Here is a 15,292-nt window from a genome sequence, read left to right on the forward strand (position 1 = left end):
GATATCATCCAAATGATGGCCAAGCGCAATTTTTGTCGCCCCGATTTTCTCCGCAAATGAATATAATGTCCCGCGACGTAACCGAGAGCACAGTCCACATGTCGTCTTCCCTTCCGGTATTTTTTCTTTAACGACTGAATAGGTATCCTTATCCACAATATAATAGGGGATGTTCAAACTCTCAAAATACTGCGGTAATACATGTTCGGGAAAACCAGGTTGTTTTTGATCGAGGTTGACGGCGACCACCTCAAATCGAATCGGTGCAGCTTTTTGCAGATTCAACAGAATATCTAACATCGCAAATGAATCTTTGCCGCCACTGATACAAGCCATCACAACATCGTTTTCTTCAATCATGCTGTAATCGATAATGGCATTGCCAACATTTCTGCGCAGACGCTTCTGGAGTTTATTGAACTCAAGGGTTTCTTTTCTGGTATCTTTTTGATTCATGACGACTTCTCACACTGTCGATTATTCTGACTGTAGATTGCTGCTAGGTTCTCTGTAAGGCGGGGATTATACGGATTTTTCACGCGGGTTGAAATATATCTGGTTATCTTGAAATGCCACGCTGACGAAAACAATAAAACCGAGCCGAATGGCTCGGTCAAATGATATTATTTAGCGGCAACCGCATCATCTTGTAAATATTGCTGATTATGGCGAATCATGGCCTGAAGGGATTTGACATAGGCCATCCCTCGCTCGGAGTATTTGGTCAATCCATTGGTTAATTGCATTGCACTCTCTGGTGATGAAAGATCCTTACCTTCAGCGCGAAGCTGATAGCGAATTTCACGTAGTTTACGGTAAGCTAAGTTACGGTTAATATTGACAAAATACCGATGAATGGACTGTTGTACGGATTTAAATTTTGCCACTTCATGTGCCATTCCTTCCCCTCTGGCAAGTGGCACCAATCCACAACCTTTTTGATAACACCATTGACCAAAATAATTATTGGCATCTTTGGCAAAGCGGGATGTTCCCCAAGCAGACTCATTAGCCGCCTGAATTAAAACCAACGCTTCCGGTAACACATCGACTTTATGCAGCATTTTATCCAGCCACTCCGCATCGGGGCCTTCCACGGGAATTTTAACTGAATAAAGCATACTGAGTTCACCCAGTTGCTCGACTTCAGCCTGAGACAACGACCCCGATTCAATGTCCGCTTTACTGTTTAGCAAAAACTCGCGCTCTTTCCGGGTTCTGCTATTCTCATATTCGATCCCCGGTCTGAGGTAGTCAAAAAAAGCGCGTTTTTTCTGTTCGATGCGTTTAAACGCTTTGAAATCCGGTGCTTTCGCAACAGGAATACCTTGAGGTTCTTTGTCTTCAATCGTTGAGCGGCTCTCTTCTATATGTAGCTGATAATAAGTACAACTGACAAGAATAAGTACGACGACGGAAAAAAAGAAATAAATCAGTTTACGCATTGAAAACCTTACTTTGCTGATCATTGTCTGAGTCTGATGTTGAAACAATTGTCAGTCGAATACCAAACATGTTTCGATATAAGATTCCTTTCACATGCAAGAAGAACGGCAAGACAAAAATAAAACCAATTCCGTAAAAAATAATCGCAAACCCGGTCAGCATCATCAGAATAAAATAGATACCGGTGAGCGGCAGAATTTTTTTGTTGGTGGCTTTCAGTGAGATCAATAATGCTTTAAAAATGGGTAAACGTTTCTCACAAATCAACAGGATCGTATGACTGAATGCGACCGAAGCATACATGGAAAGGAGCCAGAAAAGCTGCCCGAGGACAGACTGAGCTACGAGCATAATTAACGTTGCCAGAATTACGGAAACAGTGAATTGCAATCCTTTCGTAATATGCCGGGTCTGAGTTTTTAAGCCGGCAGCATGACTCATCGCCATGAGGCTGGCTCCCGCGTAGATCGGCGCGCTAACCACTTCAAAACTAAATACAGCGATAAAAAATGCCTGTACCAAACGGGGATCGATTTGCTCCGGATTCTGTACACTTGCCAAAATAGCATCCAAATCCGGGAGCTGAAGTTTCAGAACAATGTAGAAAATGATGAGTTGTACTGCGAGCAAAATAAATATGGCCGGGGTAAAGGACCAGAAGTGCTTAACTGTACAAGATGCCCCTTCTCTGAGAATTGCACCAACTTTCAGTTGATAATCGCCAGTCAAAGCTTTTTCTAAGCTTCCCCCTAAATTAAACTCTTTTTCAAATTTCTGACTCATGCTACCTCTTGGATGGCTGAAATTCCGACCACCATATCCACAACGAAGGGGGCATTATACTGAAATTGATTTCAACCCGAAATTGCATAGATGTAACTTTTTTTATTCATTTGATGAAAATGCCGCCTCCGGGGTGGATTTCACTCATCATTCGGCTAGCGTGACTACACTGTAATAAAAATTCACCGCTCAGCCTCGAAAATTGGATTGACTTCAAATGAGTGAATATTATGATGCAGCGAATAGCATGGAGCGCCACGAGGCATACCTTAATCGACGCTGACAGTCTCAGCCTTTCAATGGAGAAATGGAAACATTGAACGCATCACAACCACATGAATCTCCCGTGGTTTCTCTGGTAGGAATGAGTAAGAGTTACGACGGGAAAAAAATCATTAATGACTTTTCATTACAAGTGAATCACGGTGAATTTTTAACTATCCTCGGCCCCTCAGGATGCGGTAAAACAACTATCCTGAGAATGATTGCAGGATTTGAATCAGCCGATCAGGGGAATATTTTTCTCGACGGACAGGATGTAACCGCCATTCCGGCAGAATATCGTAACGTCAATACCGTTTTTCAAAGTTATGCCCTCTTCCCGCATATGACGGTCTTTGACAATGTCGCTTTTGGTTTGAGAATGCGTAAAGTGCCGTCAGCGGATATTCACACCAGAGTATTAGAAGTTCTGAAAATGGTGCGATTAGACGATTATGCCGCCCGTAAACCTCACCAGTTGTCCGGTGGACAGCAACAACGGGTTGCCATTGCCCGGGCAATGGTCAATAAACCGAAAGTGCTGCTGCTGGACGAGTCACTATCGGCACTCGATTATAAACTGCGGCAACAAATGCAGATCGAGCTCAAACAACTTCAGCGCCAATTGGGGATTACGTTTATTTTTGTCACTCATGATCAAGAAGAAGCATTGTCGATGTCAGATCGAATCATTGTCATGAGAGATGGTTATATCGAACAAGACGGTACACCGAAAGCAATTTATGAAGATCCGAAAAACCTCTTCGTCGCCCGTTTTATCGGTGAAATCAATGTCTTTGAAGCGGTAACGATCAAAAACGTGGATGACAAACGGATTCTTGTTTCGATCGAAGGGAAAGATGCGATCATTTACTTCGACAAACCGATTGTTGCCGGTCAGCGGCTTCAGGTCTTATTACGCCCTGAAGATATTCGTCTCAAAGAAGTAAAAGAAACTGAAAGCGAAGGCATTACCGGACATGTGATTGATCGAACCTACAAAGGAATGACGCTGGATTCGGTTGTTGAATTACCATCCGGCCGACGCATCATGGTCAGTGAGTTTTTCAACGAAGATGACCCTGATGTCGATCACTCGCTCGGGCAAAAAGTTGCGCTCACTTGGGTTGAAAGTTGGGAGGTCGTTCTGGATGAAAATGCCCCGAATTAGTCTCCGCCAAGCAATTATCTATTTGATTGTCAGTTGGCTACTGCTCTTTGTTTTCATCCCGAACGTGATGGTAATAGGGACGAGTTTTCTCACCAGAGATGAAACCAATCTAATCAATTTTACCTTCACGTGGGAAAACTATAGCAGTCTGATTGATCCGCTCTATATCAAAGTGCTCGCGCACTCATTTTATATGGCCGGAATCGCAACCCTGCTGTGCTTGTTGATTGGCTATCCTTTTGCATTTGTCATTGCAAAAATGCCGGCGTCCCGACGCCCTTTTCTGCTATTTCTGGTGATTGTCCCCTTTTGGACCAACTCACTGATTCGAACCTATGGTCTGAAAATCGTCATGGGTACTAATGGTATTTTAAATAAGTCCCTGCTTGCCTTAGGGATGATTGATACCCCATTTCGAGTTATGTATACCGAAATTGCCGTTATGATCGGGCTCGTCTATATTCTGCTCCCTTTTATGATTCTGCCGCTTTACTCCGCCTTCGAAAAACTGGATTACGCCTATGTGGAAGCGGCACAAGATCTCGGTGCAAATAAATTTCAGACGTTAATTAAAATTATTATCCCACTCACTATGCCGGGAATTATCGGTGGCTGTTTATTAGTCTTATTACCCGCACTGGGTATGTTTTATATTTCTGACTTATTGGGCGGTGCGAAAAACCCGTTGATCGGTAATATTATCAAGAGTCAGATACTCAATGCGAGAGACTGGCCAGCCGGCGCCGCAACCAGCATCGCACTCACATTAGTCATGGCACTGTTACTTTATGTTTATTATAAAACAGGCCGTCTGTTAAACAGAAAGATGGAACTTTAACTCATGACAAAAGCATTTCGTTTTAGTCTGATGGCGATCGTATATAGTTTTCTGTACTTACCGATTCTTGTTTTGATCGTCAATTCATTCAATGCCAATAAATTTGGTATGAGATGGGATGGTTTCTCAATTAAGTGGTATCACTCACTGATAGAAAATGACAGTCTGATGCAGGCAGCATGGCACTCTTTGAATGTCGCAGTGTTTTCAGCAACAACGGCAACAATCATCGGTAGTTTAACGGCTGTGGCCCTGTTTCGTTATCGATTTAGAGGCAAGCCCCTCGTCAACGGGATGTTATTTGTCGTCATGATGTCACCGGATATCGTGATGGCTATTTCTCTGTTGGCCCTCTTTCTTGTGCTTGGTGTTCATCTTGGTTTTCTGACGTTATTTTTTTCGCATATTACATTTTGTCTGCCTTTTGTCGTGGTTACTGTCTATACGCGCCTTAATGGTTTTGATGTCAAAATGTTGGAAGCGGCTCGAGATCTGGGAGCTAAAGAATGGGTGATTTTGTATAAAATTATTTTCCCGCTTGCTAAACCGGCGATTGCCTCTGGCTGGTTGATCAGCTTCACCCTCTCACTGGACGATGTCATTATCAGCTCATTTGTGACGGGACCGAGTTATGAAATTCTCCCTTTAAAAATATACTCTATGGTGAAAGTCGGTATTTCTCCTGAAGTCAATGCTCTGGCAACAGTAATGCTACTGATATCATTTATATTGGTTGTTATTTCTCATTATATCGGGAGAGATAAACTCCAATTAAACCCAAAATAAGATTGTCACATAAATAAGAAACGGTTTATTTTTTGCAGATTTAAGAGAAATTTATTTGTTATAATCAACCGTTTTAGAATCTATTATTGCACAGTCGGATAATATCTTTTCCTCCGGTGTAATTTAAATTTACCATGATTAACAGGGATTCACAGCAACAATGAAAAATAAATTATTTGCAGGTGTCTTGTCTATGACAGCACTATTTTCCGGATACAGTATGGCTGATGATGATCAGACGCTCTATTTCTATAATTGGTCTGAATATATTCCGAGTGAAATCCTTCAGGAATTTACCAAAGAAACCGGAATTAAAGTGATTTATTCAACGTACGAATCGAATGAAACCATGTACGCGAAGCTGAAGACTCAGGGATCAGGGTATGATTTAGTCGTACCATCTACTTACTTTGTCTCCAAAATGCGTAAAGAAGGCATGTTGCAACCGATTGATAAATCTATGCTCTCTCACTTCGACGGTCTGGATCCCAACTATCTCAACAAGTCGTTTGATCCCAATAACAACTACTCCATTCCCTACATCTGGGGAGCAACAGGGATCGGGGTCAATACCGATCTGGTCAATAAATCATCGCTCCATCGCTGGGACGATTTATGGGATCCCCAATGGAAGGGACAGCTCTTGCTGATGGATGATGCTCGTGAAGTTTTTCATATTGCACTGACAAAATTAGGCTACTCGCCGAATACCACCAATCCTGACGAGATTAAAGCAGCTTATGAAGCATTGAAATCACTCGTGCCGAATGTACTGGTTTTTAACTCTGATTTTCCGGCCAATCCATATATTGCCGGTGAAGTTTCTCTGGGAATGCTGTGGAATGGTTCTGCTTATATGGCCCGGCAAGAAGGTGCACCCATTGATATCGTCTGGCCGGAAAAAGGGACGATTTTCTGGATGGACAGTCTGGCTATTCCTTCCGGTGCCAAACATGTTCAAGCCGCGCATAAGATGATTGATTTCCTGCTTCGCCCTGAAAATGCAGCCAAAATTGCGCTGGAAATTGGTTATCCGACGCCGGTGAAGGCGGCCTATAAACTATTGCCAAGTCAATTCGCCAATGATCCGAACATCTTCCCGCCTCAATCCGTGATGGACAGCGGTGTTTGGCAAGATGAAGTCGGTGATGCCAACCATTTGTACGAATCATATTTCCAAAAACTGAAAGTCAGTAACTAGGAGCTGTCGCCCGCTTCGGAACGACACTGTCTTCCCAATAAAAAAAGTGGCTTTAGCCACTTTTTTTATGCTTGATTAACTGCGATAAAACCGGACATCCCCTTCAGCCAATACCCTCATCAGACGCAAGCAATTCATCGACCAGTTTCGGCACTTCAACACTAGCTTTACCATAACGTTTTTCGACAAATTCACTTTCAACGGCACTGGGTTCAAGATTGATTTCTATCGTATGAGCACCATGCATTTTCGCATCGTGGACAAAACCAGCCGCAGGATAAACTACTCCGGAAGTGCCAATGGAAATAAATAAATCAGCTTGTTCAAGTGCGGTATAGATGTCCCCCATTCTCAGTGGCATTTCACCAAACCACACAATATGCGGGCGTAACTGAGAAGGTATCTGACAGCAATGACAAAGATCTCCCATATGCAGATCATCTGTCTGGTCAATTACTTGTTGAGACTCGCAGCAACGTGCTTTCAACAACTCGCCATGCATGTGAATCACATTTTTACTGCCGCCACGTTCATGCAAATTATCGATATTTTGTGTAATAACGGTGACCTGGCCATCGAGTTCTGCTTCAAGTTTACCTAAAGCGAGATGGGCTAAGTTCGGTTGAATCGATGCAGAAAGAAGCTTTCGCCGTCGTTGGTTATAAAAATTCTGCACCAGTTCCGGGTTGCGTTCAAACCCTTCGGGGGTCGCCACATCTTCGATGCTGTGATTTTCCCAAAGGCCATCCTGAGCTCTGAACGTTTGAATCCCTGATTCCGCGGAAATACCGGCGCCGGTGAGGATAACTATATTACGATATGGATAGTGCATGTCATATCCTTATGCTTTCATCTTTTGACTTTAATATACCTGATCTTTTTTGCAGAAAAAAATAGACCATGGTATACCTCGCTCCACGACATAAAGTCTTATTATGCAGCAAAACCACTGTCATACTTTCAATTATCAATCAAAAAACAAAACCCCCACAGGTTTCATCTCCTGTGGGGGTGAAAATGTCAGCGGATTCGTCAATGATTCTGGAATTCACCAATCGCTCTGAAGTTCGTCAGTTCTATAAAGCGCCACAAATGACCGAAGTGATCGCTGCCAACCCACAGATCACTGTAAAAATTTGTACCGGCACAGAGGTTCTGAGTGTCTTCATCGCTCCGACACGTCTCATGGCGTAAACTGGCATAATGAACAAAATAGCGGCAATCATTGGTGCGCCCATTGTTTCAATCATACCTAAGATGCTCGGATTAATAATGGCAACGATCCAAGTCGTTAATACAATAAAAATCAGAGAAGCTTTCTCAATTGTATTCACCGCCATGTTGCTGCGGGATTTAATTAGTCCGACCAACCCTTCATGCGCACCGAGAAAGTGACCGAAATAGCTGGATGTAATTGCAGCAAACGCCACAATCGGCCCCAAATAAGAGATCAACGCTGAATCATGTTCATTCGCCAGATAAGACAAAACCGAAATATTTTGCGCTTTTGCAATCGCGAGTTGCTCAGGTGAAAGTGACAAAACGACTGAAAAGACAAAAAACATCACAAAAGCCATCAGCATAAATGCAGCACCACCGGTGATCATATCCGTCTTTTGCGCGGCATCATCCCCGTAAGTTAGCCGTTGTTCTTTGGTAAATTGGCTGATAATCGGGCTGTGATTGAACGAGAAAACAATCAGCGGAATCGCCAGCCAAATGATCATCGGCATCCCGGACCAATCCGGCTGAACTTCCATCATGGATGTATTCCAGTCGGGAATCAGGTAAACCGATAATGCGAGTAAGATTAACACCAGCGGATAAACCATCAATGAAGTGGCTTTCAGCATCAGGTTTTTACCAAATACCACCCCACATGTCATCGTCAGAATCAATACACCCGACAATAACCAGCGGGGAATCGAGGGCAGCGCAAGTTGATGCACTAAAAACGAATCCACTGTGTTGGTAATTCCCACTCCGTAAATTAACACAATCGGATAAATAGCGAAAAAATAAGCAAACGTAATCAAGTTTGCTCCGGTTTTACCAAAATGTTCCTCAACCGTATCTGTAATATCGGATTCCGGCTGCTTGGCTGATAAAACAAAACGCGCCAGACTTTTATGCGCAAACCATGTCATCGGTGCAGCAATCAGAGCAAGAATGACTAAAGGCCAAAAACCGCCTGCACCTGCTTTAATCGGCAGGAAAAGTACGCCTGCTCCGACTGCTGTTCCAAACAGAGAGAGGCACCATGTAAAATCTTTGTAAGTCCATTTACCAGATGAATATTTGTTATTCTGTACTAATATTGTTGTATTCATGTTAAGTTTCTCATCATTGGTAAAATAATATACTAAAAATAAGTTTCAGTTATATTTGACCAGTAATGAGAAGTTTTGGGAATACGAAAGTGAATGAACTTGAAGAGAAGCTTAACAAAAATCAATCCGGGTCACGAATTTTACGTGCTATACATGATTATTTTTAATCATATGGATAAGAAAAAATGATGCGAAAGAAGGTTGTTGAGGATATGTTGCTTCAATGAAATCAATTTTCACATCGGCCAATATGCACGGGGATGAACCCCGTGCTTTCACCATTGCGGTTTATTCTTCATTAATCGTAGAAATTTTATGAATCGATAGATCCGCCCCATTAAATTCTTCTTCTTCGGAAAGTCTCAGCCCTGTAATTTTTTGCAAGGAGCCATAAACAATCAGAGCGCCAAGTAGTGCCACAAGAATACCCGCGATTGTTCCCAGCAACTGAGCAATGAAGCTCACACCACCAATACCGCCGAATGACTGCTGACCAAAAATGCCGGCAGCAATACCGCCCCACGCACCACATAAACCATGGAGCGGCCACACGCCTAAAACATCATCAATATGGGTTTTATTTTGTAGCCAAGTAAACACCCAAACAAACAGGACACCTGCGATAGCCCCTGTGACCAATGCACCAAGAGGATGCATCAGATCCGAGCCGGCACACACGGCAACCAAACCGGCCAAAGGTCCGTTATGAATAAATCCGGGGTCGTTTTTTCCGACAATAAATGCAGCCAGAATACCACCGACCATTGCCATAAGAGAGTTCATTGCGACAAGACCGCTAATGCCATTAAGGTTTTGCGCAGACATCACATTAAAACCAAACCAACCCACGCTGAGAATCCAAGCACCTAAGGCGAGAAACGGAATATTCGATGGAGCAAAGTTAGTATGTTTCCCGGCTCGGATCCGCCCTTTTCTCATCCCCAGAAAGATCACGGCGACCAGTGCAATCCATCCGCCCACTGCATGTACGACGACTGAACCGGCAAAATCATGAAACGGATGACCGAACTGACTTTCAAGCCAGTTTTGGAATTGAAAGTTTCCATTCCAGATCATCCCTTCGAAAAACGGATAAATCACACCAACCGTAAAAAAGGTGGCGATCATAATCGGATGAAAACGAGCCCGTTCAGCAATACCACCAGAAACGATCGCAGGAATCGCTGCTGCAAAAGTCAGCAGAAAGAAAAACTTGACCAAAGCATAACCGTTACCGGCAGCCAGCACTTCAGCACCGGAGAAAAAAGTCGTATGGTATGCAATCCAGTAACCAATGAAGAAATAGGCTATGGTTGATACACCGAAATCAACCAATATTTTTACTAAGGCATTCACCTGATTTTTCTTCCGGACCGTACCGACCTCTAAAAAAGCAAAGCCAGCGTGCATCAAAAAAACCATGATTGCCCCGAGCAATAAAAACAGTGTATCTGAACTTTGAGTCAGGGTCTGAACCGCCCCCTGAACTTGACTTAAGTTATGATCCATTCGCGTTCTCTCCATCAATTCAACTGCACCGGGCATCCCAGAAAATCATGTCTCTCATCTGGCGCCCTAACTTAGTGCTAATAAAAATGAAAAATCCCCATTTTGGGGAGAATAATAGTTTGCAGCGAGTTAAGCAGTATCTGTGCCAGTTTTTACAATGGGGATGAACGACAAAGAAATAAACATAACCAATTGATTAATAATCATATTCTCTATTGCAGACCGAGGTGGTTATGTTTGCGACACAAAGAGAGTGCACCAATATTGAATTTATGCATCAATATTGGGCACTCGATTAAGTGAAATAATTCTCGATATCAGTGGCTAACGCTTATTAATATAAGACGTTATCCATGCCCTGACTTCATCCGGCATCCGGTTTGACAGAACCAAATATTCTTGATCCATAAATTGTCGTGCCGTCCGTGGAGAAGCGGTCAACATTCGAATATCTCTTTGAGGGGTTGGGTTTAATATCGCATAAAGCTTGGGTTCTTTCGCTTTTAGATTATTTCGATAGTCTTTTTTTTCACGTCGGTGAAGTTGTAATGTACCAAGATTTTCCGCGGCATGCTCAGGAACCAGTTCAAACCCGACTAACTGCTTTTGTATCGTGATCCATGCACCGGTTGTGATCTGATGCTCAATAAACTGACATTCAATTAGCCATGTCACTTCTGACTTTGTTGGTTTTGTTAAATATGACATTTTTATCGCTCTTATTTTTAATAGCAGGCATTAAATATCCGGTCATTCATTTTTATTTATTACAATAGTTGGTATCGCAATACCAAAGTAAAAAACAAGGTTTAATATCCGAATATCAGGGTAGAATAGCGTATCAATAAATAAGCAGATGTCTCATTTTTTAGAGAAGAGTGAAGTATTGGTGGGATTTTTTATTGTAAAAAAGATAACATGACACGTTTTAGTGATCTTAATCAGATTCTGATTGCCACTCTTTATATTTTCTGTCTAGCGTCTTACGGGAGATACCAAGTTGGCGAGCTGCTGCGGACTTATTACCATGATAAAAATCAACCACTTTCTGTATATGGGATTTTTCTATTTCTCGCAGGCTCCAATCACTGGGGTAACCTCGCATCGGTGTTTGTGACCCGAAAGGTTGAATTTCAGGAATTTCACTATGATGTGAAACGCTAATCATCACCTTAGATGCATATTGTGACGGCTGCATCATATATTCATGCCAATAATCATTGGGGGATTTATTTATAATTAAACATCGCTCAATCAGATTAATAACTTCTCTTATATTACCCGGCCAGTTATATTTTTCTTGGAAAAAATCGTATTCATTTAACCATGTGGGTACAGGTAGTGACAATTGTTTACACAGCTGCCGGGTTAAGTAAGGGAATAATTCTCTTAAATCACTTAATCTATCGCGTAATGGTGAAACATTCATTTTTAATACCGATAAACGCTCATACAATTCTCTGCAAAATCCATTCTCATTAACAATATTGAGCATTCCTTTTGTGCTTGCTGAAATTAAACGAACATCAATTAAATACGATGAGCTGCCGCCTTGTGACTGCACCGTTCGCCCCTCAAGTAACTGAATCAAAATATATTGAAAGTCAGCAGAGATATTTTCAATACCATCTAAAAATAACGTACCGTGATTGGCAAGGCGCAATGATCCCCCGTGATGAAACAGTCGTTCTGTCGCCAATGAATCCGAATGTATATCCGCACAATTTACCACGACGAAAGGCCCGACTCGCCCACTCGCCTCATGAATCGCCCGTGCAACCAACTCTTTGCCCGTCCCGGCTTCTCCCTCGATTAAAATGGGGGCTTTTGACGGTGCATACTGCATAATCTGTTGTTTGAGAAATTTCGTTTTATCTGAATTTCCGACAATGGTTGTCTGGTGATATCGGTTTAATACCTGTGTCTGCACCGTGTATTTCTGGGTTTCAATCAACCGTTGTAAGGCACTCTTAACTGCCTGTTGAATCTGCTGGCTATTTAATGGGGGCAATAAATAATAGCGGCCTTGGACAAAGTCTGATTTGAGCTCATTCTCATTCAACAGCAATAAGATTTCACCTTCAAAACATAACGCAATTTGAGTGATTTCATGGGGCTGACATGTGTTTACATCCAGAATAATCAGGTCATAAAGCGCTAATAACTTACTATCATCCTGTGGATTGCTGACCGTATCCAGTCCGGAAACCAAGCCAGATAATGCCCGGACAAACTGAACCTGGACTTCTGGCTCCCGGCTGATAATCAGGACTGAAAATGTCAGAAATTGTCGTTCGGTCAGTAATTTCACAAATATGATTCTCGACTAGATGATCAGCGTTTTCAGGTAAAGATATCTATTATTCAGTATAATATACGGAATATTCTCGCCTACCTTGATCTTATTGTCATCATTTCACGCAATGATTTATCAAATCTATGTCATTTATCCAATTGTTCCGTGATCTTATTTCAAAAGTGGCCGAATAAGGCGCGCTTCATACACATCACGACTCAAGTATCGGGATTACCAATGCAGCCCCTAAAAAGATTGTAGTTGAGATAAATTGTAGTTGAGATAAAGTGAATGCCTATCTCAGTATGAAGTAGATATAGTATGCTCAAAGAACATCAAATCACTTGGGTGATTCTTGCCGGTGGTCAATCTTCCCGGATGGGCGGCCATGATAAAGGGCTGTTAGATTATCAGGGGCAGCCATTAATCCGGCGGGTAATTGATGCGCTGCAACCACAAGTGACCTTGCTTTGGATCTGTGCCAATCGTAATCAAGCGGCTTACCGGCAGTATGCCCCCGTTATTGAAGATCTCTATCCCGACTATCCCGGGCCGCTGGCAGGGTTACACAGCGCCTTAAAACATGCAGAAACAGAATGGGTTGGCATTCTTCCCTGCGATGGCCCATATGTCAGCCCTGATTTAGCTCAGCGCTTCTGTCAGGCAACTAAGACCGATGCAAAGATTTACGTTGCTCATGATGGTGAAAAATATCAACCGGTTTATGCACTGGCCCACCGCACCGTTCTCGGCCAGCTTGAACATTTTTTAGAACAAGGTGAGCGCAAAGTCATGCGCTTTTTTGACCAAGCCGGTGCCTGTCCCGTGGATTGTCACGATATTCAGTCAATGTTCATCAATGTGAATACCCCGGAACAACTGTGCAATTCACAAAATCTGCAGACCTCCTGAGCCGCAAACACTCTGCCAAGGTATCTCTCAATGACGAATCTTTCACACAAACTGCCGCCGATTCCTGTACTCGGCTTGGCCGCTTTTTCCGGCACAGGGAAAACAACGCTGCTTGAATTATTAATTCCCGTACTTATAGACCGAGGCATCCGCGTGGGGGTTTATAAACATTCACACCATGTCATAGAACAGGACAAACCCGGAAAAGATAGTTTCCGGCTCCGTAAAGCGGGAGCTTGTCAGACACTACTTTCGACGCCTGAGCGAGCGATTCTGACCACCGAATTTCCAGATAAATCGAACCCGGCGGATTTTTATCATTTGCTCCGACAGTTTGACTCAGAGAATCTGGATTTAATTCTGGTTGAAGGATGTAAGGAGCAGCGTTTCCCTAAAATAGAGTTACACCGTCACGAATTAGATAATAAACCATGGCTCTATCCGGATGACCCGGATATCATCGCGGTAGCAACCGACCCGATTATCGCTTGCCCTCTGCCCTGTCTGGATTTGAATGATATCTCTCAAATCGCTGAATTTATCATGCAGTATGTCCGGACTTTTCAGTCTCACACATGAATATAATCCGAAATAAATCAGGCGGGTCACAATCGCACAAGCGCAACACAACCATGCTCAGCGTTGAAGATTTAAAAATGCGGCCCCCCGAACCCCGCCGGTGGCGCCATATTTTGCTCTCCTGATTTCCGGACACTGTGCGATAGGTAATAAATAGCGTCTGATTCGTTGAGGCAGATCCTGATAGAGCTGTTCAAAATTGGATAACCCACCACCGAGAACAACCGTATGCGGATCATGGGCAGTAAACAGGTTACCGAGACAAATCGCCAGAAGTTCGATGAAAAAATCAACAAAGTCACTTGCTGTCGGATCGCCGGTATGAAAATCCCCGATAATCTCGACAGCCGGTTTGGATACACCATATCGATGGCAATATAGCCCCTCAAATCCCCGGCCAGAAATATAACTTTCTAAACATCCCTGCTGACCACATCCGCATTGGAATAACGGGGGGTTATCCCCTAACCAAAACCATGCATCAATAGGGATTCGCATATGTCCGACTTCTCCCGCAACATGATTCCTACCGGAAAAAATTTCACCACGGTAGACGAGCCCGCCGCCGAATCCTGTGCCGAGGATCAGTCCCATAACTGAAGGACAATCCCGCAGTGAGTCATCCCATGCCTCAGATAAAATAAAACAGTTTGCATCATTTTCTAACCGGACGGGACGTTTGAGCCGTTGTTCCAAATCCTGACGTAGGCGACGCCCATTCACACTGGGAATATTGGCCGTCAACAGCGTGCCATCATCCACTCGTTCTGTTCCCGGCAGCCCTAAACCAACGTGACCGAGACATCCCAGAATTTGATCATATTTTTCAACCTGCCCGACGATAACCTCGACAAACCGTTCGTAATCCTTCAGTGGCGTTGGTAACCGTTCAGTTGCAACTCTGGTTAATGTCGTATCGAATGCACCAAACTCAATTTTCGTTCCACCGATATCAAAGCCGTAATACATCTCGCATCCCTTCTGTAAATACTGTGATGGTTTTGGGTGGGCTCCCTGACGGGTGAATGCAGATGCATCCGCATCGCTGTTTTATATTGACAAGGCCCATAAAGATTTGGATGTGATGCCGCTATTTCGCTACAAGTACAAAGGTACAAAGGTACAAAGGTACAAAGGTACAAAGGCATAGTGGCACAGCTTTGAGCGAATCCAAAGCGGA

General features: G+C 43.2%; 15 protein-coding genes. 6 read left to right on the plus strand and 9 right to left on the minus strand.

Translation table 11 applies throughout. The annotated features are described in order from the left end of the window. From VR7878_RS10010 to VR7878_RS10020, 3 genes are all read right to left on the minus strand, one after another. Positions 1-456 (minus strand): tRNA 2-thiocytidine biosynthesis protein TtcA (locus tag VR7878_RS10010; RefSeq protein ID WP_306345799.1); only part of this gene is annotated, 456 nt, incomplete at its 3' end. Positions 457-623: 167 nt separating this feature from the next. Further along, a complete protein-coding gene (locus VR7878_RS10015) occupies positions 624-1,445 on the minus strand; it encodes a glucosaminidase domain-containing protein (protein WP_077335798.1) in 822 nt (273 codons plus the stop codon). Beyond that, positions 1,438-2,229 carry a hypothetical protein gene (locus VR7878_RS10020; protein ID WP_077335800.1) on the minus strand — a complete coding sequence of 264 codons (792 nt, stop codon included), beginning with the start codon at positions 2,227-2,229 and terminating at the stop codon, positions 1,438-1,440. The genes VR7878_RS10015 and VR7878_RS10020 overlap by 8 nt, the downstream gene beginning before the upstream one ends. Before the next feature lie 307 nt (positions 2,230-2,536). Between VR7878_RS10020 and potA the strand changes: the two genes are divergently transcribed. The 4 genes from potA (at position 2,537) to VR7878_RS10040 (ending at position 6,486) form a co-directional block, all read left to right on the plus strand. Beyond that, positions 2,537-3,661, plus strand: coding sequence for a spermidine/putrescine ABC transporter ATP-binding protein PotA (gene potA, locus VR7878_RS10025; RefSeq protein WP_077335802.1), 1,125 nt, complete (start codon positions 2,537-2,539; stop codon positions 3,659-3,661). Then, entirely contained in the window at positions 3,648-4,499 is an 852-nt protein-coding gene (gene potB / locus VR7878_RS10030; RefSeq protein WP_370737082.1) for a spermidine/putrescine ABC transporter permease PotB, read from the plus strand. Before potA ends, potB begins: the two co-directional genes overlap by 14 nt. 3 nt (positions 4,500-4,502) lie before the next feature. Continuing rightward, complete coding sequence (gene potC, locus VR7878_RS10035) at positions 4,503-5,285, plus strand: spermidine/putrescine ABC transporter permease PotC (protein ID WP_077335806.1); 783 nt, start codon at positions 4,503-4,505, stop codon at positions 5,283-5,285. A 160-nt stretch (positions 5,286-5,445) separates the two neighbouring features. Then, entirely contained in the window at positions 5,446-6,486 is a 1,041-nt protein-coding gene (locus tag VR7878_RS10040) for an extracellular solute-binding protein (protein ID WP_077335808.1), read from the plus strand. Positions 6,487-6,589: 103 nt separating this feature from the next. Here the strand turns inward: VR7878_RS10040 and cobB are convergent, their stop codons facing one another. From cobB to VR7878_RS10065, 5 genes are all read right to left on the minus strand, one after another. Next, positions 6,590-7,318, minus strand: coding sequence for a Sir2 family NAD+-dependent deacetylase (gene cobB / locus VR7878_RS10045; protein ID WP_077335810.1), 729 nt, complete (start codon positions 7,316-7,318; stop codon positions 6,590-6,592). Positions 7,319-7,562: 244 nt separating this feature from the next. Next, positions 7,563-8,816: an aromatic amino acid transport family protein gene (locus VR7878_RS10050; protein ID WP_077335812.1), complete on the minus strand. Its 1,254-nt coding sequence runs from the start codon at positions 8,814-8,816 to the stop codon at positions 7,563-7,565. A gap of 288 nt (positions 8,817-9,104) precedes the next feature. Further along, the gene (locus VR7878_RS10055) at positions 9,105-10,325 is read right to left on the minus strand and encodes an ammonium transporter (RefSeq protein ID WP_077335846.1); all 1,221 of its coding nucleotides are present in this window, start codon (positions 10,323-10,325) and stop codon (positions 9,105-9,107) included. Positions 10,326-10,649: 324 nt separating this feature from the next. Next, positions 10,650-11,033: a DUF3305 domain-containing protein gene (locus VR7878_RS10060; RefSeq protein WP_077335814.1), complete on the minus strand. Its 384-nt coding sequence runs from the start codon at positions 11,031-11,033 to the stop codon at positions 10,650-10,652. Between the two features lie 229 nt (positions 11,034-11,262). Continuing rightward, on the minus strand, positions 11,263-12,636 hold the full coding sequence (locus VR7878_RS10065; RefSeq protein ID WP_077335816.1) for a sigma-54-dependent transcriptional regulator: 1,374 nt from the start codon (positions 12,634-12,636) through the stop codon (positions 11,263-11,265). A gap of 306 nt (positions 12,637-12,942) precedes the next feature. On the opposite strand from VR7878_RS10065, the gene mobA reads away from it, so the two are divergent. Together mobA and mobB are read left to right on the plus strand one after the other, a co-directional pair. Further along, positions 12,943-13,533: a molybdenum cofactor guanylyltransferase MobA gene (gene mobA / locus VR7878_RS10070; protein WP_077335818.1), complete on the plus strand. Its 591-nt coding sequence runs from the start codon at positions 12,943-12,945 to the stop codon at positions 13,531-13,533. Positions 13,534-13,563: 30 nt separating this feature from the next. Beyond that, positions 13,564-14,112, plus strand: coding sequence for a molybdopterin-guanine dinucleotide biosynthesis protein B (gene mobB / locus VR7878_RS10075; protein ID WP_077335820.1), 549 nt, complete (start codon positions 13,564-13,566; stop codon positions 14,110-14,112). A 57-nt stretch (positions 14,113-14,169) separates the two neighbouring features. Here the strand turns inward: mobB and nagK are convergent, their stop codons facing one another. Further along, entirely contained in the window at positions 14,170-15,081 is a 912-nt protein-coding gene (gene nagK, locus VR7878_RS10080; RefSeq protein ID WP_077335822.1) for an N-acetylglucosamine kinase, read from the minus strand. Positions 15,082-15,292 lie beyond the last annotated feature (211 nt).

Origin of the sequence: Vibrio ruber DSM 16370, from assembly GCF_900163965.1 — a bacterium.
GTDB classification, from domain to species: domain Bacteria; phylum Pseudomonadota; class Gammaproteobacteria; order Enterobacterales; family Vibrionaceae; genus Vibrio; species Vibrio ruber.